Annotated in this window: 23 protein-coding genes; 18 read left to right on the forward strand and 5 right to left on the reverse strand. The window is 65.2% G+C overall.

The window, feature by feature from the left end; all coding sequences use genetic code 11:
* Positions 1–148 precede the first annotated feature (148 nt).
* A complete protein-coding gene (locus tag ACTJK4_RS21380; protein ID WP_440818868.1) occupies positions 149–943 on the forward strand; it encodes a DUF1835 domain-containing protein in 795 nt (264 codons plus the stop codon).
* A 99-nt stretch (positions 944–1042) separates the two neighbouring features.
* Here ACTJK4_RS21380 and kefC read toward each other — a convergent pair whose 3' ends face one another.
* Together kefC and kefF are read right to left on the reverse strand one after the other, a co-directional pair.
* Positions 1043–2983, reverse strand: coding sequence for a glutathione-regulated potassium-efflux system protein KefC (kefC, locus tag ACTJK4_RS21385; protein WP_440818869.1), 1941 nt, complete (start codon positions 2981–2983; stop codon positions 1043–1045).
* A 23-nt stretch (positions 2984–3006) separates the two neighbouring features.
* Positions 3007–3564, reverse strand: a complete 558-nt coding sequence (gene kefF, locus ACTJK4_RS21390; protein WP_260803863.1) for a glutathione-regulated potassium-efflux system oxidoreductase KefF — start codon at positions 3562–3564, stop codon at positions 3007–3009.
* 400 nt (positions 3565–3964) lie between these two features.
* Here kefF and ACTJK4_RS21395 point away from each other — a divergent pair, with 400 nt between their 5' ends.
* The 8 genes from ACTJK4_RS21395 to ACTJK4_RS21430 all read left to right on the forward strand — a co-directional run bounded on the left by ACTJK4_RS21395 (position 3965) and on the right by ACTJK4_RS21430 (position 10485).
* Positions 3965–4660: a GNAT family N-acetyltransferase gene (locus ACTJK4_RS21395; RefSeq protein WP_232041261.1), complete on the forward strand. Its 696-nt coding sequence runs from the start codon at positions 3965–3967 to the stop codon at positions 4658–4660.
* Positions 4661–4917: 257 nt separating this feature from the next.
* A complete protein-coding gene (locus tag ACTJK4_RS21400; RefSeq protein ID WP_440818870.1) occupies positions 4918–6555 on the forward strand; it encodes a methyl-accepting chemotaxis protein in 1638 nt (545 codons plus the stop codon).
* Positions 6556–6571: 16 nt separating this feature from the next.
* A complete protein-coding gene (gene cysC, locus ACTJK4_RS21405; RefSeq protein WP_440818871.1) occupies positions 6572–7219 on the forward strand; it encodes an adenylyl-sulfate kinase in 648 nt (215 codons plus the stop codon).
* Positions 7216–8322 (forward strand): sulfotransferase family protein, encoded by a 1107-nt coding sequence (locus tag ACTJK4_RS21410; protein ID WP_440818872.1) that lies wholly within the window; start codon positions 7216–7218, stop codon positions 8320–8322. The genes cysC and ACTJK4_RS21410 overlap by 4 nt, the downstream gene beginning before the upstream one ends.
* A 134-nt stretch (positions 8323–8456) precedes the next feature.
* Positions 8457–9200 carry a LysM peptidoglycan-binding domain-containing protein gene (locus tag ACTJK4_RS21415; RefSeq protein WP_232041264.1) on the forward strand — a complete coding sequence of 248 codons (744 nt, stop codon included), beginning with the start codon at positions 8457–8459 and terminating at the stop codon, positions 9198–9200.
* Entirely contained in the window at positions 9191–9604 is a 414-nt protein-coding gene (locus ACTJK4_RS21420) for a hypothetical protein (protein WP_232041265.1), read from the forward strand. The genes ACTJK4_RS21415 and ACTJK4_RS21420 overlap by 10 nt, the downstream gene beginning before the upstream one ends.
* A 21-nt stretch (positions 9605–9625) precedes the next feature.
* Positions 9626–10063 (forward strand): hypothetical protein, encoded by a 438-nt coding sequence (locus ACTJK4_RS21425; RefSeq protein ID WP_232041266.1) that lies wholly within the window; start codon positions 9626–9628, stop codon positions 10061–10063.
* Between the two features lie 35 nt (positions 10064–10098).
* Positions 10099–10485, forward strand: a complete 387-nt coding sequence (locus tag ACTJK4_RS21430) for an SgcJ/EcaC family oxidoreductase (RefSeq protein ID WP_440818873.1) — start codon at positions 10099–10101, stop codon at positions 10483–10485.
* A gap of 11 nt (positions 10486–10496) precedes the next feature.
* Here the strand turns inward: ACTJK4_RS21430 and ACTJK4_RS21435 are convergent, their stop codons facing one another.
* On the reverse strand, positions 10497–10985 hold the full coding sequence (locus ACTJK4_RS21435; RefSeq protein WP_027680403.1) for an Lrp/AsnC family transcriptional regulator: 489 nt from the start codon (positions 10983–10985) through the stop codon (positions 10497–10499).
* Positions 10986–11141: 156 nt separating this feature from the next.
* Between ACTJK4_RS21435 and hppD the strand changes: the two genes are divergently transcribed.
* Entirely contained in the window at positions 11142–12248 is a 1107-nt protein-coding gene (hppD, locus tag ACTJK4_RS21440) for a 4-hydroxyphenylpyruvate dioxygenase (protein WP_232041268.1), read from the forward strand.
* A gap of 140 nt (positions 12249–12388) precedes the next feature.
* Here the strand turns inward: hppD and ACTJK4_RS21445 are convergent, their stop codons facing one another.
* Together ACTJK4_RS21445 and ACTJK4_RS21450 are read right to left on the reverse strand one after the other, a co-directional pair.
* Positions 12389–13003 (reverse strand): EF-hand domain-containing protein, encoded by a 615-nt coding sequence (locus tag ACTJK4_RS21445; protein ID WP_260803869.1) that lies wholly within the window; start codon positions 13001–13003, stop codon positions 12389–12391.
* A 139-nt stretch (positions 13004–13142) separates the two neighbouring features.
* Positions 13143–13826 carry a type II secretion system protein N gene (locus ACTJK4_RS21450; RefSeq protein WP_440818874.1) on the reverse strand — a complete coding sequence of 228 codons (684 nt, stop codon included), beginning with the start codon at positions 13824–13826 and terminating at the stop codon, positions 13143–13145.
* A 175-nt stretch (positions 13827–14001) separates the two neighbouring features.
* Between ACTJK4_RS21450 and gspG the strand changes: the two genes are divergently transcribed.
* From gspG to ACTJK4_RS21490, 8 genes are all read left to right on the forward strand, one after another.
* Complete coding sequence (gene gspG / locus ACTJK4_RS21455; RefSeq protein WP_092976368.1) at positions 14002–14472, forward strand: type II secretion system major pseudopilin GspG; 471 nt, start codon at positions 14002–14004, stop codon at positions 14470–14472.
* A gap of 32 nt (positions 14473–14504) precedes the next feature.
* Entirely contained in the window at positions 14505–14996 is a 492-nt protein-coding gene (locus ACTJK4_RS21460; protein WP_440818875.1) for a GspH/FimT family pseudopilin, read from the forward strand.
* Positions 14993–15391: a type II secretion system minor pseudopilin GspI gene (gspI, locus tag ACTJK4_RS21465; protein WP_260803873.1), complete on the forward strand. Its 399-nt coding sequence runs from the start codon at positions 14993–14995 to the stop codon at positions 15389–15391. The genes ACTJK4_RS21460 and gspI overlap by 4 nt, the downstream gene beginning before the upstream one ends.
* Positions 15372–16103, forward strand: coding sequence for a PulJ/GspJ family protein (locus ACTJK4_RS21470; RefSeq protein WP_260803874.1), 732 nt, complete (start codon positions 15372–15374; stop codon positions 16101–16103). The genes gspI and ACTJK4_RS21470 overlap by 20 nt, the downstream gene beginning before the upstream one ends.
* A gap of 1 nt (position 16104) precedes the next feature.
* Positions 16105–17190, forward strand: coding sequence for a type II secretion system minor pseudopilin GspK (gspK, locus tag ACTJK4_RS21475; protein WP_440818876.1), 1086 nt, complete (start codon positions 16105–16107; stop codon positions 17188–17190).
* Positions 17191–17357: 167 nt separating this feature from the next.
* Positions 17358–18800: a type II secretion system protein GspL gene (gspL, locus tag ACTJK4_RS21480; protein WP_440818877.1), complete on the forward strand. Its 1443-nt coding sequence runs from the start codon at positions 17358–17360 to the stop codon at positions 18798–18800.
* Positions 18801–18810: 10 nt separating this feature from the next.
* Positions 18811–19377: a type II secretion system protein GspM gene (gene gspM, locus ACTJK4_RS21485; RefSeq protein WP_440818878.1), complete on the forward strand. Its 567-nt coding sequence runs from the start codon at positions 18811–18813 to the stop codon at positions 19375–19377.
* A gap of 17 nt (positions 19378–19394) precedes the next feature.
* Entirely contained in the window at positions 19395–20237 is an 843-nt protein-coding gene (locus ACTJK4_RS21490) for a type II secretion system protein N (protein WP_440818879.1), read from the forward strand.
* The last annotated feature ends 11 nt before the right edge of the window (positions 20238–20248 follow it).

Here is a 20248-nt window from a genome sequence, read left to right on the forward strand (position 1 = left end):
AACAAAACGGCGATTTTCGCACGCCCACCTGAGCATTGCCCGAGTGCTATCCCCCCTTTGGATAGGCGCATGACACCGCGCAAAGGAATACTGATAGAGATGCGTAAAACGAAAGCGCCGGGCTGACACTCTCGCTACAATTGCTGCCATGCAATACATCCATGTCGTCAACGGCGATGTTGCCGGCGCCACGCTCAAGCAGGCGCTCGCACAGGCTGGCCGCCCCGATTCCGTAGTCGTACTGCGCGACGATCTCGCCGTCGGGCCGCTGGTCGACGTCGATAGCATCGCCATGGCGCGCTCCGGCTTCTGGCAGCGCGTGGCGCCCAACAGCAATATCGACTTCGCCGCCGAGATGCGCGACGCGCTTGCGTCGCTCGCCGACCTGCGCGATGCCACTTCCGAAGTCGCCATCTGGCACGGCCAAAGCGCGTCGGACCAGCTCATGCTGCGCCGGGTGGCGTTCCACCTGCACCAAGCGCCCCAGCGCATCAATGAAGTCGGCATGGATGTGCGCGAACTTGAGGCGCCCAACGGCCAGGGCCCGCTGACGACCATCGGCATGTATTCGGGTGCCCGGCTGGCACGGCGGTTTTCGACCATCGCGCCGGTGTCGGTGCTGCGCATCGGCCGCCTGGCCTACGAGTGGCAGCAGACCGTGCGCGAGAACGCCGATACCCGGCTGTGGAAGGGCAACACGCTGGTGCCGGTGTCGTACGGCACGGTGGACGAAGTGATCCTGGAGCACGTTCCCACCGACTGGGCCAGCGCCCGGGACGTGGTCGGCAGCATCATGGGCGCCATCGACGGGCTGCTTGCCAGCGACTGGTTTGTCTTCTGGCGCTGCCGCGAACTGGTCGGCAACGGCCAGTTGCTGCTGCGCGGCGAGGCCGATTCGCTCAGCACCTGTGAACTGCGGCGCAACGTGAGCGTGGCCGTGTAAGTGCCGCCCTAAACCTGGATCTGCCCCGAGGAGCGCCAAAAGCGCTCCTTTTTGTTTGAGCGCGGCTTGCGCATGAAGCGCGACCGTAACCGGCGCGAGTCAGCCGTCGCGCCGAAGGCCCGCGCGTGCCGGGCAATCGATCGGGGCATCGGCGTCGCCGCCGTCGACCTCGTTGGCGAGATCGCTATCGGGCTGCGTGCCTTCCTCATCGCTATGGACGTCGCCCTCGCCCCAGGGCATGCCGGATTCGCGCAGGCGCTTGCGCTGGGTGCGGTCGCGCTGGAACATTTCGGCCAGCTCGTCGCGCCCCTGCTGGGCAAGTGACACGAGCTTCTTCTGATCGCGGTAAACGGGGTAGACCTGCTCCATTGAGTTGAGCGTGTGGCGGCGGAACGTCTGCGCGATGCGGTGCGCTTCGTACGGCTCCTTGCCTAGCCCCTCCAGCACCCGGCGGCTGAGCATGAGCGAGCCCTCGAACATCTCCCGCTCGATCACTTCCACGCCGCGGTCGCGCAGTTGGTACACGTGCGACACGTTGCGCGCCCGCACATACAGCTTCAGGTGCGGAAAGCGTTCGCGCACACGGTCGACCACCTCCAGGTTGGTTTCCATGTCGTCGATGGCGACGACCATCATGCTGGCCTTGTCGGCGCCGGCGGTTTCCAGCAGGTCCATGCGGGTGGCGTCGCCGTAGAAGACCTTGAAGCCGAAGCGGCGCAGCATGTCGATCTGGTCCGGATCGTGATCGAGCACGGTGGCGCTGTAGCCCTGGCTGTAGAGCATGCGGCCGACGATCTGCCCGAAACGGCCGAAGCCCGCGATGATGACCTGGTTATCCTGAGGCTCGATGGCGTCGGGCGCGCGCTTCTTGCCATCCATCAGGTGCGGCACCAGCACTTTGTCGTGCAGCAGCAGGAGCAATGGCGTCGCGGCCATCGACAGCGCCACCACGAGGTTGAGCGCAGCGGCCGTCTCCGCCCCGAGCACGTTGCCAGCTACACCGGGGCCGAATACAACAAACGCGAATTCACCGCCTTGCGAGAGCAGGAATGCAAACAGCCATGCCTGCCCACGCGCAATGCCAAAGCGGGTGGCCAGCAGGCGCAGCGCGCCAATCTTCACCGCCAAGAACACCGCAACCAGCCCGATCACGGCCAACGGCTGGCGCATCAGCACGCCAAAGTCGATCGACATGCCGACCGCCAGGAAAAACAGGCCGAGCAGCAGTCCCTTGAACGGCTCGATGTCGGTTTCGAGCGCGTGACGGTATTCGGAATCGGCCAGCAGCACGCCGGCAATGAAAGCGCCCAACGCCATCGACAAGCCCACGCTGTGCATCAGCAGCGCAATGCCCACCACCAGCAGCAGCGAGAACGAAGTGAACATCTCGCGCATGTTGGTACGGGCAATGGCGCGCAGCACCGGCCGCAACACCGTGCGCCCGCCAAAGATCACGGCCGCCACCACGCCAACTGCCTTGGCCGCCGCCACCCAGCTATGACCGCCGGACGCGTCGCTTGCCTCGGTTGCCAGCAGCGGCAGCAACGCGATCATCGGAATGGCGGCAATGTCCTGGAACAGCAGAATGCCGAAACTGGCCGTGCCCGCCGGCGTGCGCATCAGGTTGCGCTCGGAAAGTGTAGCCAGCGCAATCGCCGTGGACGACAACGCCAGCCCCAGCCCCGCCACCACAGCCGCGCGCCACGGGTGGCCCACCGCCATGACCGCCAGCCCGACGGCCAGCGCACACACCAGAATCTGCAGCCCGCCGTAACCGAAGATGCTCCGCCGCAGCGACCACAGCCGCGCCGGCTCCAGCTCCAGGCCAATCACAAACATCATCAGCACGACGCCGAATTCCGAGAAATCCAGAATCGACTGCACATTGGTGATGAGCCGCAAGCCCCACGGCCCCACGATCACCCCCGCCAGCAGATAGCCGAGCACCGAGCCCAGCCCCAGCCGACGCGCGAGCGGCACTGCCGCCACGGCCGCAGCCAGGTAGATGACGAAATTGACGAGCAGATCGTGCGATTGCATAGGCAGGGAGGAGATCGGAAACGTCAGGCGACGGAGTCGGCGTCGGTCGGGAGCCAGGGTTGCAGCGCGGCGCGCACCTGGGCGATATGGGCGTCGATGACATCGGAAGACACATCGTCGGCATCGTGCAGCACGTGCGGTGGCTGCCATTGCATGCCGCACAATGCAGCCGTCTGTTGCAGCGGCAGCAGGAACATGTCGAACGTGTGGCCGTGAACGCCATCCGGGTTGTAGGAATGCGCGCGACCGCCGGTCGTGGCCAGCACCATCAGGTGCTTGCCGCGCAGCGCCATGCCCCCCGGCCCGTAGGCCCAGCCCATCTCCAGAACCACGTCGATCCATTCCTTGAGCAGCGACGGCGTGGCGTACCACTGCACCGGAAACTGGAAGACGAGCAACTCCGCCGCCTCCACCGCTTCCTGCTCAACACGCACATCGATGTCGAAATCCGGGTACTGCCGGTACAGGTCGTGCATGGCCACGCCAGGCAGGCTGGCCAGGGCACGCGCGAGCGGCTTGTTGGCGCGCGAACGGCGCGGCGCAGGATGCGCGTAGATCACAAGAATGCGCGAGGGCGTCATGGAAAATCAGGAGGCTGGGGCGTCTTGATGGCGCATCTTCGCACGGCTATTGTTGAGCGGCGTTACGAACGGCGGCTGCAGGTAACTGGGCGATGTAACTTTCAGAGCACCCGGAAAGCGCGCCTTCGCTCGCTTTTGCGCGATGCAGCATTTACGTTGTTGCCACGCCACACCTCTGGAACCCACCGTCGGATGCGTTAAATCAATGATTTACCGGGAAATCCTCTGGAAAGTCTGACACCAGACTTACGGGGAAACCCTGATTGCACTACAATAGCATGGTGCATTGCACAACACTCAGTTGCACCCGATTGAGTGCCCCGGAGGTGCCATCCGCGCCTCCGACTCATCACTTCGCAGCCTTCCACTGAAAGGCGCGATCAGAACAGGAAACCGTGTCGTGAACCCGCTCGAGCTGAGCAAGGCCATCGGCGTCGTCACCCAGGACGACATCGACAAAACGGAAGCAGCGCAAGGCGCGCCGCGTTCCACCGTGCTGGTGCGCGAGCTTGCTGCGCACCACCGGTCGCGCCTGCTCAAACACCTGCTCGCCCTGGGCGAGGAAGACCGCCTGCTGCGATTCGGCCAGGTGGTGCGGGATCACGTGATCGAGGCGTACGTCGACAGCATCGATTTCGACCACGACAAGGTCTTTGGCGTCTACGACGAGCGTCTGGAGCTGACGGGCGTGGGCCACCTCGCCTACCTGCGCGACAATCCGCAAGGGCGCGTGGCGGAGTTCGGCGTGTCGGTGTCGGAATCGGCGCGCGGCAAGGGCGTGGGCAGCGCGCTGTTCCAACGTGCCGCCATGCATGGCCAGAACACCAAGGTGCGTACGCTGTACATGCACTGCCTGTCGCGCAATGCAGCCATGATGCACATCGCCAAGAAGGCGGGTATGCGCGTGCAGTACGCCTATGGCGAAGCCGATGCCTATCTCGAATTGCCGCCCGCCGACACGATGAGCCTGCTGACGGAAGCCATCGACGAACAAGTGGCCGACCTGGACTACATGCTCAAGCGCAACCTGCGCGATGTGCGCCGGTTTGGACAGCGCTTCTGGCGCTCGCTGGTGCCGCAAAAGCGCACGGTGTAACTGCTTCGCCCAACAAGAAACGCCCGGTTCCCCCCGGGCGTTTTTGTTTTGCGCGGCGCATTTGGATTGCTCGCAATTTAATGCAAGTCATTTCAATAAAATAATATCTGCAAAAAGCGTCATCGATATTCCCAGTCTTATTTTGTGATGCCAGTCCGACGTGCCATTACGCATATTGAGTAATTTGATTTAAATCACTCAAGCTCCCGCCATACCGCTCGATAGTGCATTCGTTATCGATTATGACGGGGACAAAGATGCGCTTCTCGAAAATGAAGGTGGCCACCCAACTGGCGTGGGGTTTTGGCTTAACGATGGGGCTGCTCGTGCTGCTGATGGCATTCAGCCTGCAGCGCATGTCAGATTTTCGACGGCTGCTGGAGGACACTACGGAAATCAACGCCGTGGAAGCCAAGCTCGCTGCAAAAATGTATTCGAGCGTTACTGAACGGGCATTGGCTTACCGGAATATCGTGCTGCTGGAGCAGCATGACGAAATCCAGATCGAACTGAGCCGCGTTGATAAGCAGGAGGCCCTGTACAGCGAAGCCGACCGCAAGCTTGGCCGCATGTTCGACACGTTGCCGGACACCACCGCCGAAGAAAAAACGCTGCTTGCGCAAATCCGGCAGCAGGCTGAATTGGCCGCGCCGTTCGCAGCGCGCGTCAAGGCGCTGATTGCCGCCGGCCACAAGGAAGACGCCTACAAGGTGTTGCGCTTCGAATTCCGCCCGGTGCAGCGCGCTTGGTGGGATCTGCTCGGCAAGCTGCAGGCGTTTGAAGAAAAGCTCAACGACGAAAACACCGCCAAGGCCAAGTCGAGCTACATCGACAGCCGCAACTGGCTACTGGCGCTGAGCGTGCTGGCACTGCTCGTGAGTCTCGCGGCCAGCGTCCTCATCACGCGCGGGCTGCTGCGCAAGCTCGGCGGCGAGCCCGGCACGGTGGCCGACATTGCCAGCCAGATCGCCGGCGGCAACCTGGCCGTGGCCATACCGACGCGCGACGACAATCAGACGAGCCTCATGCACGCCATGAAGCGCATGCGCGACAGCCTCGCGACGATTGCCGAACAGGTACACACCAGCACCGACACGCTGGCCACGGCATCTGAGCAGATCGCCACCGGCAACTTCGACCTGTCGACCCGCACGCAGGAACAGGCCTCGGCGTTGGAGGAATGCGCCGCGTCGATGGAAGAGCTCAACGCCACCGTCAAGCAGAACGCCGATCATGCGCGGCACGCCAACCAGCTCGCCGCCACGGCTGCCGAGGTCGCTACGCGAGGCGGTACGGTGGTGGCGCGCGTGGTGGACACAATGGGCGCGATCAGCGAATCGGCACGCAAGGTGAGCGAGATCATCGGCGTGATCGACAGCATTGCTTTCCAGACCAACATCCTCGCACTCAACGCAGCCGTGGAAGCGGCCCGTGCCGGGGAGCAGGGACGCGGCTTTGCGGTGGTCGCCAGCGAGGTGCGCGGGCTGGCGCAACGCTCTGCTGCGGCAGCCAAAGAGATCAAGTTGCTGATCAACGACTCTGCCAACCATGTCGACGCCGGCAGCACGCTGGTGGAACAAGCCGGCACCACGATGCAGGATGTCGTGACCAGCATCCACCGCGTAACTGCCATCGTGACCGAAATCATGGGCGCGACCGACGAGCAGGCCAGCGGCATCGACCAGATCCACCGCGCCATCACGCAAATGGACGAAGTCACGCAGCAGAACGCCGCGCTGGTTGAAGAAGCGGCCGCAGCAGCGGAATCGATGCGCGAGCAGTCGAGCCGACTGGTGGGCGTGGTGAGCGTATTCAAGCTGACAAACCAGGCGAAAGCGGCAGCCCCCGCAGCAGCGCGCATCGGCTATCACCAACCCGCCCTGTTGCCGGCCTGACGCGGAGGACGCCGAGATGAAGCCTGCGCTCTCTTCCTGCGCCAGCCCCGGCGCACGGAATGTCTACTGGCATGCCGGCGCTGTGGCTGACGAAGCCCGCGCGCATCAGTTCGGTCATGCGCCGCTCACGCTGTGGCTCACGGGCCTGAGCGGCGCGGGCAAGTCCACCCTCGCCTATGCGCTGGAAAAGCACCTGTACGAGACGTGCCAGCGCTGCGCCGTGCTCGACGGCGACAACCTGCGCCACCACCTGAACCACGATCTCGGCTTTACTGAAGCCGACCGCACCGAGAACCTGCGTCGCGCCGCCGAGGTGGCGCGCCTCATGAACGACGTCGGCCTGATCGTCGTGACGGCGTTCATCTCGCCGCTGCGCTCCGATCGCGAGATGGCGCGCGAGATCATCGGCGCAGACCGGTTTGTGGAAGTGCACGTCTGCACCACGCTCGATGTGTGCGAGGCGCGCGACCCAAAGGGGCTATACGCCCGAGCGCGAGGCGGGCAGATCCCGCAATTCACCGGGGTTTCGTCGCCGTACGAGGCACCGGAGGCGCCGTCGCTGCGGCTCGATACCGGCGCCATGCCACTGCTGGCAGCCACGGCCGCGCTGCACGCTCACTTGTCCGCCTGGCTGGACAATCGCCAACCGGAGACCGTTCGATGACCGCCCTGCCACGCCCCGTCCTGATGATTCCGCTGCGCCGCTGCGGCAGTCATGCGCTGCGCCTGCGGCTGAACTTCAACCCCGCGTTCTACGCGCCGTATCCGCTGCACATCGTCGACTTCATGCCGCTGGTGCCGCTGTACGGCGACCTGCAGGACGATCGCGCCTACTTCCGCCTCGTGACCGACGTGATCGGCCTGCAGGCAGCGAGCATGGTGAAGTGGCCCGGCATGGTGTTTGATCCGGTGGAGGTGTTCGAAGCCTTGCGCAACCAACCGCGCAGCGTGCACCGCGTGGTGTGGGAACTGCTGCTGCGTGCGGGCGCGCAGCAAGGTGCCCGCGTCGTCATGGACAAATCACTCGACAGCGTGCACTACGCCGCCGAGCTGATGACGCTCTTCCCAGACATGCGCTTCCTGAATGTCGTGCGGGACCCACGCGCCCAAGTCGCGTCAATGAACCGCGCGATCATCCACGACTTCGACACGCTGCTGAACACGCAGACCTGGGTGGCCGCGCACCGCGCCGCCAACGCGCTCATCGCCCAGTATCCGGAGCGCACGTGCACCATCCGCTATGAAGATTTCCTGGTCGACCAGGAAAGCACGTTGCGCCGCGTTTGTGCTTTCCTGGAGATCGATTTCCTGCCGCAGATGCTCGATGTCTCGCGCTCGGCCGAAGCGCGGCAGATTTCGCGGTTGTCAGCGTTGTGGACGTCCAACTGCTTCGCGCCCATCACGGCCAATATCGACAAATTCCACCAGCAGTTGTCGATGGATGAAATCACGCTCATCGAAACCCTGGCGCGCGACGACATGGCCCGCTACGGCTATGCCCCGCTGACCGCCGCCAACGCCCGCATCGAAACACACACACAGGAAGCGGCGCGCATGCGCTCGGAATCCGGCCGTCAGGCGGCATGGCACGCACTGGAAACGGACAACTACCGCGATTTTGTCTTGCGCCGCCACCGCGCTGATTTTCTGGGCAGCGTGCGCGAGCGGCTCATGCTCCAAGCGATGACGGCGACGGCCGTCAAACCCACGGCACCGCACCGGCTCGAGGCGCTGGCCGACCCGGCTGCGTTTGAAGTCACGGACTAGCCGACGCCACCGCTTGGGTGCACATGCATTGCCGTGGACAGCCGCCAGCAAGGTACATAAACAGCCGTTAACACGCGGCCGGCGGGCGCTGGCTACCATGCCCCTCCATAGGTCAAGCAACCGCGGAGGGGCACATGGTCACCAAGGCCCAGGCCAAACCGAAAACCGATTTCGAGCGCTGGCAGGATTACATCAACACCTCTACCCAGCACCCCGACCGCTGGAACGGCTACGACTGCGATATCCAGTCTGCGGTGGGGGAATACAACCGCTACCTGATGGGCAACGCCGGCTATCTGCCGCTGGACTGGCAGATCGTCAAGGCGATGGTGTGGGTCGAAACTGGGGCAGATTCGGAAGCGTGGCAGACCAAGCCGATGCAGATCGGCAACCTGGGCGACCCCGGTCTGAATACCCTGCTGCGCGGCGAAGAAGGCAGCGACCTGATCGTGCCGCCGGCCATCCGCACCCGGTTGAACGCGGGCCTGGCCCGAACGGTGCCCGCGTGGAACATTCGCGCCGGGATCGGCTACCTCCTCACGCGCATGGCGAAGTTCGACGTCCGGAGCGTGCGCGATACCGACGACAAGGTCTATGAGGTCACCGTCAAGGCGGGCGACAGCCTCGACAAGATCGCCCGCGCACAAGGCTCAACCCTGGCGGAAATGCGCACGCTCAACCCGAACGCCGCAACACTCAAACCCGGACAGGTGGTCAAATACCGCAAGGCCGCCATGCGCAAGATGATTACCGGCTGGCGGCCCGTGACGACGCAGAACATTGCCGTGCTGTACAACCACGGCGACGCAGCGTACATCCGGAAACTCGATTACGTGCTCACGCTTATCCCGAAGATCGGAACCGCCGCATGCAAGTAGGTCGCCTCCTTATCGTCGCGTTGCTGCTGGCCGCGCAATCGGCCACGGCTGCAGATACCCTGACCGGAACCTTCCGCGGTGATGGCCGCGCCTGCTACGGCGCGCTGTTCGTCCGCCCGAAGACCATCGAGTGGAACGCCAGCTTCTTCAAGTGCGGCCCCACGCGCTACAAGGTGATCGAGCAGGACCTGTCGGGCGAGCATCCGCATGCGGCGTTCAAGATTGAAGACCACCGCAAACGCTGCGGCCTGGCCGTGATCGAAGTCTCGCGGTACAGCGAGTTCTCCTGGAGCGTAAAGGGCTACCAGACCGTGGAGGCCTATCAGAAGCGCGAGGAACCCGGCTGGAAGGATTCCGCTGATCCCGCACGCCAGGTCGCCCTGTGCGGCATGCGCAAGGAATAGCGCACGTACCGCGCCGCCGTCATGCAGCCGCTCCAACGCTTCGCCCTGGAGAAACACAGCGGCCCGTATGAGCAGTGGCCCATGCGCACACGCGTGATCGTCGACGGCGTGCCGCACCCGGCGCTCACCATCCCCGGTTACGAGTTACTGCGGCAATACCAGACCGACCTCGGCTTCGTTCTCATCACCAGCTACGACTGCCCGTTTGAAGAGGCCGTCTCCATCACGCTCATCGCGCCCGACCTTTCACGCGCGATCAGCACCGGCACCATCGGCGCGGCTTACTACACGTTCTGGCTGGATGACGTCGAGTGGATCGACGCAAGCCACTTTCGCCTCACCTGCGAAGACGCCGTGGGTGATTGGCTTGTCACGCTGCGCGCCCGCCATATCCCGGTGTTATCGCCGGCCGTCTTCATCAAGCGCCGTGTGGCGCCGCCGGTCGAGCCCGCGGTGTAGAGTGAAAGGCTGCCCTTTCATCGATACCTGCCGCCATGACCGACGACGAACGCGCCATCCGCAACGTAGTGGACACCTGGCTCGCCGCCAGCAAGACCGGCGACATCGATACCGTGCTCGGCCTGATGACCGACGACGTGTTGTTTCTCACGCCCGGCCAAGCGCCCTTTGGCAAGGACGCCTTCTCCAAGATGTCCAGCGGCATGAAGGACGTGCACATCGACGGCACGAGCGATATTCAGGAGGTGCAGGTGTTTGGTGAAATCGCCTACTTGCGCAACGCGCTGCGCATCGTCGTCACGATGCCGGATGGGAAGGTGGCGCGGCGCTCAGGGCAGACGTTGACGATTCTGCGGAAAGAGGCGGATGGGAAGTGGCGGGTGGTGCGGGATGCGAATTTGGTGATGGCGGATAACGCCTGATACGGGCGCCCTCAAACCACCACCGGCAACGCCGTCGTATCTTTAATCCGCTCCAACGCAAAGCTGCTCTTCACATCGATCACCGCCGGGTGCGCAAGCAGCTGGTCGCGGATGAAGCGCGCGAAGTGCTCCATGTCTTCCACGAACACCTTGAGCAGGTAGTCCATCTCACCGGTCATGGCGTAGCACGTGACCACTTCGGGCCATGTCGCCACGGCGGCGCGAAAGATGTCTGACGGCCCCTTGCCCTTGGGCGCACCGCCCTGCTTTTCCAGCCGCACGTTGATGTAGGCCGACAGGCCCAGCCCGATCTTGGTCGGGTCGAGCAGCGCGGCGTATTGGCGGATGACGCCGGACTCTTCCAGGCGGCGAATGCGTCGCAAACACGGGCTGGGCGACAAATTCACCCGCTCGGCGACTTCGAGGTTGGTGAGGCGGCCGTTGTTCTGCAGGACTTCCAGGATCTTGCGGTCGATCTTGTCGAGTTCCACTTTATTCATTTTTGTTGCTCCGCACCAATTAATTCGGCAATTTTCTTGCGCAAATTTAGCAAGGTGGGCACAACTTCGCAATTTTTGCTTGGAGGGACACTCCTACACTGCGAGGATCGTCAAAGACCTGAGCGCTCCAGAGCGCGCCCCCACAGGAGACTCACCATGCAATTCACGCCTTGGGAAAACCCGATGGGCACCGCCGGTTTCGAATTCATTGAATACGCCGCGCCGGACCCCGTTGCCATGGGCAAGCTGTTCGAGAACATGGGCTTTACCGCCATCGCGAAGCACCGTCACAAGAACGTGACGCTGTATCGCCAGGGCGAGATCAACTTCATCATCAACGCCGAGCCGGATTCGTTCGCGCAGCGCTTTGCGCGCCTGCACGGCCCGTCGATCTGCGCGATCGCGTTTCGCGTGCAGGACGCCGCGTTCGCCTACAAGCGCGCGCTGGAACTGGGCGCATGGGGCTTCGACACCCACAGCGGCCCGATGGAGCTGAACATTCCGGCCATCAAGGGCATCGGCGATTCGCTGATCTACCTGGTCGACCGCTGGACCGGCAAGAACGACGCCAAGGCCGGCGACATCGGCAACATCAGCATCTACGACGTGGATTTCGTGCCCATCGCGGGCGCCAACCCGAACCCCACCGGGCACGGCCTGACCTACATCGACCACCTGACGCACAACGTCTACCGTGGCCGCATGAAGGAATGGGCCGAGTTTTACGAACGCTTCTTCAACTTCCGTGAAGTGCGCTACTTCGACATCGAAGGCCAGGTCACGGGCGTGAAGAGCAAGGCGATGACGAGCCCGTGCGGCAACATCCGCATCCCCATCAACGAGGAAGGGACGGAGAAGGCCGGCCAGATCCAGGAGTATCTGGACATGTACCACGGCGAGGGCATCCAGCACATTGCGCTGGGCTCGACCAACCTGTTCAACACGGTGGACGCACTGCGCAGCAACGGCATCACGCTGCTCGACACGATCGACACGTACTACGAACTGGTCGACAAGCGTATCCCCGGCCATGGCGAAAACGTGGCGGAACTGAAGAAGCGCAAGATCCTGATCGATGGCGCGCCGGGCGACCTGCTGCTGCAGATCTTCTCCGAGAACCAACTCGGGCCGATCTTCTTCGAGTTCATCCAGCGCAAGGGCAACCAAGGTTTTGGCGAGGGCAACTTCAAGGCGCTGTTCGAGTCGATCGAACTCGACCAGATGCGCCGCGGCGTGCTCAAGGCCGACGATCAGCCGGCCTGAAAACCCTCAACTTCAGGCAAGCTGTACCCGCACCCCGGTGGTTCGCCATCGGGGTGTTTTTTTTGGGGCGTCGCGGCAAGCAATAAAAAACGGCGCCCGAAGGCGCCGCTTGCTTACAACCGATACCGCGGGTGGAAGGCTTATTCGCCCTTGGTGGCAGACGGGCCGCCCGGCATGGCCGCGGCTGCAGGGGTGTTCTTCTGCGCCTTGCGGGCATCGTGACGGGCCTTCATGTAGGCGCGGATTTCGTCTTCGGTGATCTTGCCGTCGTGGTTGGCGTCGATCTGGTCGAAGTTCTTGGCCAGACGCGGCATGCCGGCCTGCACTTCGTCCTTGGTCAAGGAGCCGTCGTTGTCCTTGTCGGCGGCCTTGAACTTGGCGTCGAAGCGTTGCGCCATCTTTTCGCGCATCTCGCCCTTGTGGGCCTTGTGCCAGGCGGCCAGCTCGTCCTTGCTGAGTTGGCCGTCGTGGTTGGTATCGATCTGGTCGAAGTTCTTCTCAAGCCAGGTGTGACCCTTGGCCTCGTCGCGCGAGATTTGGCCGTCGCCGTTGGTGTCGAGCGCCTTCAGGCCGCCGCCGTGACGGCCAAGCTTGCCGGCAGGCGCATTGGCTTGCGGCGCAGCTGGCACTGTCGCGGGCGCCTGTGCGCTGGCGGCTGGGGCGCTGGCATCCTGGGCACGGGCGTTCATGCCCGACATGGCCAGGAACAGGGCCGAGGTGGCGAGGAAGGCTTGGACAGCACGTTTGTTGGTCATGGTCAGCTCCTTTTCACATGGACTGTGTAGCGGATTAGAACCCGACAATGCCGACGCGTTGCCGGCTTTTACACGCTGTTACCCCGATGACATGCCCTGTAATATGCGCGCCCCACCGCATGGCGGGGCCACCCCATGCCTATTGGTTGGCACCCGGCTGGGGGTTATCGCCCTTGCGTGCGGCCGCCGCCGCGCGGTGGCGCGGGCCGACGATACCGCCGCCCTGGCTGGCAGGCTCGTCACCCGTGTTGATCTGAGCGGGCGCAATGGGCAGCATGGCGCCCGGCATAGCGGTGTTGGCCGGATTGTTGGCAACCGGCGGCGCGGGTGGTGTGCCGGGCGTGGATAGCGGGGCTGCGGCGCCAGCGGGCGGCAGCGGCATTGCCGGCGCATTGCGATTGGCCGACGACACGCCCGCCACGGCGCTGGCCGGCAGCGGAATCTCCTGGCGCGCGCCATTGCGCTCGATCACCACCGAACGCGCCTTGATTTCAACCAGCTTGAGGTTGGACGACAGCGACTTGCCGGCCCGCACGGCCTGCGGTGCGCCACCGTCCACCGACACGATGGCCGCGCCTGAACCATCCGCCAGATCGGCCACCACGCCCATTACCTGCACATCGCGCGGGCCATTCTGCGGGCCGCCGCCAAAGAGCGTGACGGCCGCGCCAGTCTCCAGCGCATCGGTCTGGGCCACACGGGCCTCACGCGGCGCGCCCAGCGAGCGCAGCGACGACAGCGTCAGCACCCAGTGCGTCAGGAGCGCACACAGAGCAGCAAACAGTACAAGACTGAGCAGGCGGGACGACTGTCGAGCGTTCATGAAATGGGGCAAGGCACCGTAGGAATACGCCGATTCTATCCGCCCTTCATGCCGGTTCGGTGAACAGCTTGGAGGTGCGGCTCTAGAGCCATCGCAGCATGACCCTGCCGTGCAATATATGGTCATATGTCACGGATATACTGTGTCTCTTCCCCTTATTGCCAACTCTGTCGCCATGATGCAAGGCCAACTTCGCTCTTCCTTCCGCCAGCGCGCCCTCGCCCGCCAAGCAGCGCGTGGCTTCACCCTGATCGAAATCATGGTGGTGGTGGTGATCCTGGGCATCCTCGCCGCGCTGGTGGTGCCGAAGATCATGAGCCGTCCTGACGAGGCGCGCATCATCGCCGCCAAACAGGACATCGCGTCCATTTCGCAGGCGCTCAAGCTCTATCGTCTGGACAACGGCCGCTATCCGACCACCGAGCAGGGCATTGGGGCGCTGGTCGCCAAGCCGACCACCGAGCCGATTCCCAACAACTGGAAAGGCGGCGGCTATCTGGAACGCCTGCCCAAAGACCCGTGGGGCCACCCGTATCAATATCTGAACCCGGGCGTGCGCGGTGAAGTGGACATCTTCAGCTTCGGCGCAGACGGCCAAGCCGGCGGCACGGGCAACGACGCCGACATCGGCAACTGGGACAACTAAGCCAGCGCAGCGCCCTCAGCCGCCCGCTCACCATGCTCTATCACCCACGCCGCAGGCATCCTCGCGGCTTTACGCTGCTGGAGTTGCTGGTGGTGGTGGTCATCATCGGCATCGTGCTGGCCGTCGTGGCCGTCAACGCCACGCCCAACCCGCGCTCGCAACTGGCCGACGATGCACAGAAGCTCGCCCGCCTGATCGAACTGGCTCAGGAAGAGGCGCAACTCACCTCGCGCCCCGTGGCGTGGGAAGGCGATGCGCAGGGCTGGCGCTTCTACGAATCGACGCCGAGTGGCTGGCGCGTGCTCAACCAGGACGTGCTCGCGCCGGGCCACTGGCGCCAAGGCATGGACAACGTACAGATCGTGGCCGGTGCCGCTGCGGTGCCGGGCGCCCCGCAGCGCCTCGTGTTCGGCCGTGAAGCGATCGGCCTGCCGTGGCGCGTGGCACTGACCTCGCAGGGCTCGCGCGTCGACGTGGTATCAGACGGCGGCCCGCGCGTGCTGACGGAGGCGCAAACGCAATGACGCGCAGCCACCGTCCAACGCGCACGCACGGCTTCACCCTGCTCGAAGTGCTGGTGGCGCTGACCATCGTGGCCGTGGCGCTGACTGCCACCATGCGCGCCATGGGCAGCATGACCACCGCAAGCGACTCCCTGCAGACGCGCATGATAGCCACCTGGAGCGCCGAAAACCACCTCGCCAACCTGCGCCTGGCACGCGTCTTCCCCGACCCCGGCGCGCGCGGCTTCGCCTGCCCGCAGGGCGATACACAACTGTGGTGCGAAGAGACCATCGCCACCACGCCCAACCCGGTGTTCCGCCGCGTGGAGGTGTCCGTCTATCCGGACGCTTCCAAATCCGTGCGGCTGGCCTGGCTCGTGACTCTGTTGCCGAACGATGCGCGCAATGTCTTCTAACCGTTCGGCGCGCGGCTTCACCCTGCTCGAACTGCTGGTGGCGATCACGCTGCTGGCCATCCTGGCCGTGATTGCCTGGCGCGGGCTCGACAGCATGACCCGCACGCACGAGGCGCTGGCCCAGCGCGACGAACGCATCGAAGCACTCAAGACGGCCTACGCCCAGTTCGACGCCGATTGCACCCAACTGGCCGATCCGAACACGTTGTCGCGCTCACCGGTGGAGGTGGACGCCAACCGCGTGCTGATGGTGCGCGACCGCCGCGACGACGGCCAGCCGCCCGCGTGGCAGGTGGTGCTCTACCGCATCGTCGACGGCCGGCTCGAACGCCTCCAGACCCAACCGATCACCAACCGCGGCGACCTGCGCAATGCGATGGACAACCTGCGCCAGGGCGGCGCGGGCGCGGCGCGCTACCTGCTCGCCGCCAACGTCGACAGCATCAGCGCCCGCGCCTGGATTGAACCCGGCGGCTGGATGGACAACACGGGCGCGCTGTCGGCGGCGCTGTTCCCGGCCGGCAGCAACACCACCACCCTCACCGGCTTGCCGACGGCTTCCGCGCCCAGCGCGTCGGCGCCGACGGCCAACAGCCCGGGCGTGGTCGTGCCGGCCGCCTCGGTGCGCGCGGTGGAACTGGCATTGCTCGTGCGCATGACGCCGCAGGGCGCGCCGCAGCGCTTCACGCGCATCTGCATGACGGGGCTTTGACATGGCGCGATGCTCCGGTCGATTTGCTCAACAGAATCTGCGTGCCAGGCGCCAGGGCGGCGCGGCCATCATCACGGCGCTGCTGGTCGTCACGCTGGCCGTGGTCATCGTGTCGGGCATGTTGTGGCGCCAGCAGGTGGAGATCCGCGCAGTGGAAAACCAGCGCCTGAAAGCGCAGGCCACATGGATCGCGCGGGCCGGCATCGACTGGGCGCGCCTCATCCTGCGCGATGACCAGCGCCGCACCGGCGCCGTCGACCACCTGGGCGAAATCTGGGCCGTGCCGATCCAGGAAACGAAGCTGTCGGACTTCCTCGGCAGCTCGCTGCGCACGGATACGGCCGGCGAGGAGTCGTACCTGTCGGGCCGCATCTTCGATGCCCAGGCACGCTTCAACCTGATGAACTTGCTGACGGCGCAGACGCTGGGCGCTCGCACCCTCATCACCGGCCGCGACAAGGACGCCATCAAGGCGTACGGTCTGCTGCTGCAATCGCTCAACATCGACCCGAGCCTGGCCAATATCACGGCGACGTACCTGGCGCAGATGCTGGGCGGCTTCCAGTCGATCGAAGGCATGCAGGGCGGTCAGCAAGGCGGCGAAGACAGCGGCGGCGGGAGCGGCGGCAGCAACAGCAACGGCCCCCGGCCGCTCGACGACGTGGCCAGCCTGCTGACGATTCCCGGCTACACGGCCGACATGATCGCCAAGCTGCGCCCCTACGTGATCGTGCTGCCTACCCGCACGCAGATCAACGCGAACACGGCCAGCGCCGAAGTGCTGGCCGCCGTCATCCCGAACCTGAGCCTGGACCGCGCCCGCTCGCTGGTGCAGGCGCGCGACCGCGCTTACTTCCGCAACATCGGCGATGTCACCAACCAGTTGCGCGGCATCGCGCCCGGGGTCGACACCACCGCCGCAGCCAATCTGCTGGACGTGCAGACCCACTATTTTCTGGTCTACGGCATGGCCCGCCACGAGCGCGCCCGGATCGGGGAAGTGGCGCTTGTTTCACGTGGCGATCCGATCAACAATAACGCGACCCGCATCGTCTGGGTCCGCCGCATCGACGAGATTCCGTCATGACGGCGGCGCAACACCCCTCCACGTGCGTACGCGCCGCTTGTAGACAGACCCTGGCCTTCGCCGTATTGTCATCCGCATCGTTCAGCATCGCGGGTTTTGCGCAATCCGGCGCTTCCGTCGGCAGTTCGCATTCACACTCTCAAGATCAATATCAATAGAGGAGCGGTTTGACGACCTCCCTGTACGTGCGCCTGCCGCACCGGCCCATTCAATCGCCCGAACGCTGGTCGGCGGGCGCGCTTGCCTCCGTGCCATTCGCGCTGGTGCGTGAAGAAGGCGCGCAGGGGCCGCAACGTGTTCAGCGCGAAGGCACGTCGCGCACCGACGAGCTGCCCGCGGCTGACCGCCTGATCCTTCTGCTGCCCGCCGCCGATGTGCTGCTGGTGCCGGCCAACGTGCCGCCGCTGGCGCTGCCCAAGCTGCGCCTGGCCCTGCCCAACCTGGTGGAAGACCGCCTCGTGCAGGACGCGCAGCAATGCCATATCGCCCTTGGGCCCCGCCTCGGAGATGCACCGGCCCGTGGCTGGCGCGCCCCCCGCGAGCCGCAATCGCGCGCGCTGATGATTGCCGATCGCGCGTGGGTCCGCTTCATCCTCGATACCTTTGCCGGCCACAAGCACCGCACCTGCCATCTGCTGCCCGCGCAGCTTTGCGTGCCGTTTGAAACGCCTGCCGTAGCGGCAGCGCCGATTGCAGAATCGCCAAACGGCGTCGAACGTGCCGAGCCGTCGCTTGACGCTTCCTCTGCCGCTGCCGCTGAATCCGCAGCCGACGCGCCTGCTGCTGAAACCGTGGCCGCGGTCGCACCGGCAACCATCGCGCTCGATGCGGCACCGCCGTCCGACCCGGATGCGCCCGTCGCCATCGACATCACCGTACGCACCGGCCGCGCCGAGGGCTACGGCCTGCGCGTGCTGCCCGCAAACGTCGGCAACTGGCTGGGGATTGCCCCCACGCCGGCCACGCTGATGGTGTCCCCGGCACTGCGCGAGCTGGCGCCCGGCCTCTCCGCCGACCCCGCAACCGCCACGCTGGACTGGTCCACCTGGGCCGCCGGCGCACGCGACGCCCTCGCGTCAGGCGAAGCCGACCTTTGCCAGTTCGACTTTGCAAGCGGCGGCGTGGCCGGCATGGATTGGAGCCTGTGGCGCCTGCCCATCGCGCTGACCGTGCTGATCGTGGTCGTGCAGCTCATCGGCATGAACGCGCGCTGGCTCACGCTGCGCGCCGAGCAGAAGCGGCTCGATACCGCCATGCGCGCGCAATTGCAGACGGCATTCCCGAATACGCCCGTGATCCTCGACCCGCCCGCGCAGATGCGCCGCCAGGTCGAGCAACTGCGCTTGGCCGCCGGCAAATCGGCGCCGGAAGACTTCCTGCCGCTGGCCGATCGCTTCGCCCAGGCTGCCACCGGCCTCGCGCCCGACGCGTTGCTCGCGCTCGACTACCACGGCCGCGCGCTCACGGTCACGCTCAAGGACGGCACCGACACCGCCAGCCTGCGCACCGCTGCTCGCAATGTCGGCCTGAACATGGACACCGCCGAGGCCCCGCGCGGTGCCGAGGCGACCGTACCGGGCTCGCGCTGGACGGTCTCCATCGCCCAATAACGATTCCTCCATGGCGACTTCCTCCTCTTCTTCCCGATCGTCATCCCGCCGCCTGCCGCGCATTGGCGTGCCGGACTCGGTGCGCGATGCGGCCACGACCTTCTGGATGCAGCGCGAACCGCGCGAGCGCCGCATCCTGGCTGGCGGCGGCGTGGTGCTGTTACTCGTGATCGTCTACCTGGTGCTGTGGGAGCCGGCCTTTGAAGGCCAGCGCCGCATCGAGAAAGCGCTGCCGCAGATGCGTACCCAACTCGCCGAGATGGAAACGCTCGGTCAGGAAGCGCGCAGCCTGTCGGCCATTGCCGCTGCACCCGTGCCGCGCGGTGCGGAACTGCAGCAGGCACTCAACACGAGCCTGACCAACCACGGCCTGAAGGCCACGCGGACGGCGATGTCGGGCGAGAGCGTGCAGGTGCAACTGGACAAGGTGCCCTTTGGCGCCGTCGCCGAATGGCTGCAGGAGGTGCGGCAGGCACAGCGCATGAAGGTGATCGATACGAACATCAAATACGTGGGCGCGACGGCCCTGGTCAACGTGACGGCGACGCTGCAAGGGCCCGCCGCCGCGGGCCACTGACGGGTCCGATCGTGCCGATGGGAATTGAATCGCTTCCGCCGCTGCGCTTGCGCCGCCGCGCCGAGTCCGACGAGCGCACGAGCCTCGGCTGGCGCGTGCTGTGGTGTGGCGTGGCGCTGCTGGCCGTGGGCGTGACCCTGGTGGCGCAGTATCCGGCCGCATGGGCGGCGGAGCGCATCGCCGCCGCCACGGGCCACCGTGTGTTGCTGGCCGATAGCCAGGGCAGTATCTGGCACGGCAGCGCAACGCTGGCGCTGACGGCCGGCAACGGCGGCGCCGATGCAACCGTGCTGCCCGGTCGGCTGTCCTGGTCGATCGACATGCTGCCCCTGCTGACCGGCACGCTGCGCGCGCACCTGACGCACGATCGCGCGCTGGAGAAGCCGGTCACGCTGACGGTCACGCCAGGGCATTGGGACGCGGAGGCGGGCACGGTCGCCCTGCCGGCATCGTTGCTGGAAGGCATTGGCGCACCGTTCAACACGCTCAAGCTGGACGGCCGGTTGCGGGCGCAGTGGACGCCGCTGTCGGGCCGATTCGGCCGTGGAAAGGGCCAGCCAGACAGCGCCCAGGGCGCGCTGACTGTCACGCTTGAGCAGGTATCATCCAGCCTCAGCCGGGTACGGCCGCTGGGCAGTTACCAGGCGGTGGTGTCGTTTGGCGGCGTGAGCGGTGCGCCGATGCAGTTGTCGCTATCGACGCTGGCCGGGCCGCTCACCCTGCAGGGCCAGGGCACGCTTGGCCAGGGCGCGCATTTTGCCGGCGTGGCCAGTGCCACGCCGGAGTCGGAACCGCAATTGATTGGCCTGTTGAGTCTGCTGGGCCCGCGCGACGGGTCCAATCATCGACTCCGCTTTTGATCCTCAAGCCG

The sequence above is a fragment of the Ralstonia sp. 22111 genome (assembly GCF_052045895.1).
GTDB classification, from domain to species: Bacteria; Pseudomonadota; Gammaproteobacteria; order Burkholderiales; family Burkholderiaceae; genus Ralstonia; species Ralstonia wenshanensis.

Excerpts from the sequence above, each read along its gene's own strand:
- gspK (WP_440818876.1), top strand. The coding sequence starts at position 16,105 with ATGGCGCGATGCTCCGGTCGATTTGCTCAACAGAATCTGCGTGCCAGG.
- ACTJK4_RS21430 (WP_440818873.1), top strand. The coding sequence starts at position 10,099 with ATGACCGACGACGAACGCGCCATCCGCAACGTAGTGGACACCTGGCTC.
- ACTJK4_RS21435 (WP_027680403.1), bottom strand. The coding sequence starts at position 10,985 with ATGAATAAAGTGGAACTCGACAAGATCGACCGCAAGATCCTGGAAGTC.
- cysC (WP_440818871.1), top strand. The coding sequence starts at position 6,572 with ATGAAGCCTGCGCTCTCTTCCTGCGCCAGCCCCGGCGCACGGAATGTC.
- ACTJK4_RS21445 (WP_260803869.1), bottom strand. The coding sequence starts at position 13,003 with ATGACCAACAAACGTGCTGTCCAAGCCTTCCTCGCCACCTCGGCCCTG.
- ACTJK4_RS21490 (WP_440818879.1), top strand. The coding sequence starts at position 19,395 with ATGGGAATTGAATCGCTTCCGCCGCTGCGCTTGCGCCGCCGCGCCGAG.
- ACTJK4_RS21415 (WP_232041264.1), top strand. The coding sequence starts at position 8,457 with ATGGTCACCAAGGCCCAGGCCAAACCGAAAACCGATTTCGAGCGCTGG.
- gspM (WP_440818878.1), top strand. The coding sequence starts at position 18,811 with ATGGCGACTTCCTCCTCTTCTTCCCGATCGTCATCCCGCCGCCTGCCG.
- ACTJK4_RS21400 (WP_440818870.1), top strand. The coding sequence starts at position 4,918 with ATGCGCTTCTCGAAAATGAAGGTGGCCACCCAACTGGCGTGGGGTTTT.
- ACTJK4_RS21450 (WP_440818874.1), bottom strand. The coding sequence starts at position 13,826 with ATGAACGCTCGACAGTCGTCCCGCCTGCTCAGTCTTGTACTGTTTGCT.
- ACTJK4_RS21380 (WP_440818868.1), top strand. The coding sequence starts at position 149 with ATGCAATACATCCATGTCGTCAACGGCGATGTTGCCGGCGCCACGCTC.
- ACTJK4_RS21470 (WP_260803874.1), top strand. The coding sequence starts at position 15,372 with ATGCGCGCAATGTCTTCTAACCGTTCGGCGCGCGGCTTCACCCTGCTC.
- kefC (WP_440818869.1), bottom strand. The coding sequence starts at position 2,983 with ATGCAATCGCACGATCTGCTCGTCAATTTCGTCATCTACCTGGCTGCG.
- gspI (WP_260803873.1), top strand. The coding sequence starts at position 14,993 with ATGACGCGCAGCCACCGTCCAACGCGCACGCACGGCTTCACCCTGCTC.
- ACTJK4_RS21410 (WP_440818872.1), top strand. The coding sequence starts at position 7,216 with ATGACCGCCCTGCCACGCCCCGTCCTGATGATTCCGCTGCGCCGCTGC.
- gspG (WP_092976368.1), top strand. The coding sequence starts at position 14,002 with ATGATGCAAGGCCAACTTCGCTCTTCCTTCCGCCAGCGCGCCCTCGCC.
- hppD (WP_232041268.1), top strand. The coding sequence starts at position 11,142 with ATGCAATTCACGCCTTGGGAAAACCCGATGGGCACCGCCGGTTTCGAA.
- ACTJK4_RS21420 (WP_232041265.1), top strand. The coding sequence starts at position 9,191 with ATGCAAGTAGGTCGCCTCCTTATCGTCGCGTTGCTGCTGGCCGCGCAA.
- ACTJK4_RS21425 (WP_232041266.1), top strand. The coding sequence starts at position 9,626 with ATGCAGCCGCTCCAACGCTTCGCCCTGGAGAAACACAGCGGCCCGTAT.
- kefF (WP_260803863.1), bottom strand. The coding sequence starts at position 3,564 with ATGACGCCCTCGCGCATTCTTGTGATCTACGCGCATCCTGCGCCGCGC.
- ACTJK4_RS21460 (WP_440818875.1), top strand. The coding sequence starts at position 14,505 with ATGCTCTATCACCCACGCCGCAGGCATCCTCGCGGCTTTACGCTGCTG.